The sequence below is a fragment of the Actinoallomurus acaciae genome (assembly GCF_042429965.1).
GTDB classification, from domain to species: Bacteria; Actinomycetota; Actinomycetes; order Streptosporangiales; family Streptosporangiaceae; genus Actinoallomurus; species Actinoallomurus acaciae.
Map to the genome: position 1 here is coordinate 1 of NZ_JBHLZP010000989.1, position 1530 is coordinate 1530.

1 protein-coding gene and 1 pseudogene are annotated in these 1530 nt (G+C 74.2%); both read right to left on the reverse strand.

The window, feature by feature from the left end; genetic code table 11:
• Nucleotides 1-1087: murein biosynthesis integral membrane protein MurJ (gene murJ / locus ACFFNX_RS49680; protein WP_378213467.1), on the reverse strand; the 1087-nt coding region annotated here is incomplete at its 3' end.
• Between the two features lie 11 nt (nucleotides 1088-1098).
• Nucleotides 1099-1530, reverse strand: a pseudogene (locus ACFFNX_RS49685) (hypothetical protein); the annotation flags it as partial.

A 1530-nucleotide genomic window follows, 5' to 3' on the forward strand; every position in this document is an offset into this window, starting at 1 on the left:
GGTCGAGGAAGGTCGCGACCGGGATCGCGACCGCGGCCAGGCCGGCGGCCCCGGCACAGGAGACGAGCACGATCGCCCGGGTGGTCGACGCGGTGATCCGGTCGAACTCCGCCGTCTCTCCCGCGCTGATGCGCGCCGACAGCATCGGGAAGGCGCTGGTGGCGACCGGCACCGCCAGCACCGCCCAGGGCAGCAGGAACAGCGCCCAGGCGTACTGGTAGTCGGCCAGCGCGCCGACGGTGCCGTGCCCGCTCAGCACCACGACGGCGACCGCGGACAGCTGCTGGGCGGCGACCGTGGCCAGGCCGGCGATGGCCAGCCGGCGCACCCGGACGGCCGTGCCGGCCGGGAACCGCAGCGTCGGCCGGATCCGCAGCCGGAGGCGTGCGGCGGCGAATCCCGCCGTCACGACCAGGACCACGACACCGGCGGTCGTGCCGAGGGAGAGCATCAGCTCGGCCGAGCGCGGCAGCGTCGAGAGGTCCTGCTGGTGGCCGCGGCCGAGCGGCACGTACACGAGGTAGGCGCCCATGACGACGAGGCTCGACACCAGCGGCGCCAGGGCGGGCGCGACGAAGCGGCGGTGCGCCTGGAGCACGCCGTACAGCACGACGGTGAAGCCGTACAGCATGATCTGCGGCGCGAAGACGGCGAGCATGTGGGCGCCGACGGTCACGACCCCCGCGCGGGAGCACTGGTCCAGGTTCCCGCGGACGAGGGTGCCCATGATCGGGTGCGCGAGCAGCACGCCGACGGCCGACAGCGGGACCAGCGCGACCGCCATCCAGGTGAGCAGCGCCGACGTGGTGCGGCTCACGTGCTCGCGGTCACCGCGTTCGGCCGGACCGGCCAGCACGGGCACGACCAGGCCGGCCAGCGCACCGCCCGCGACGATCTCGAAGACGATGTTCGGAACCTGGTTGGCGGTGTAGTACGCCTGGCCGAGGCACGACGTCTTCACCGTCTGGGAGAACACGACGATCCGCCCGAACCCGGCGATGCGGGCGAGGATGGTGATGACGCCGATGAGGACGGCGGCCCCGGCGAGCCCCTGGACGGCGCGGCCGGCCGTGGACTCCTCCGTCACCTCCGAAGCCGTCACTCCGTACCCGTCGGACGCGCCTCCGGCACGACGGGACGGCGGCCGAGCTGGTCGAGCCACCGCAGCGCCGGCGTCGCCTGGATCACCTTGGTGAAGCTGACGAACTCGCTGGCGGCGTTGAGCGCCACCACGCCGGTGAGGATGCCGAGGCGTACGGGGCGGGGCAGGTGGGCGGCGGACAGCCCCAGCAGGGCACCGAGCGCGTTGGCACCGGCGTCGCCGAGCATGGCGCGTTCGCCGAGGTCCTCGGGCAGCAGCGCGACGGCGGCGCCGAACGGGGCGGCCGTGACCGCCGAACCGCTCAGCGTGCCGGGCAGCGCGGCGAGCGCACCGACCTTGATCGCGCGGCCGGGCCGCAGGTCGAACAGGTTGAGCAGGTTGGCACCGCCCGCGACAAGCGCGCCGTTGATCAGCAGGTCGGCGCGGGT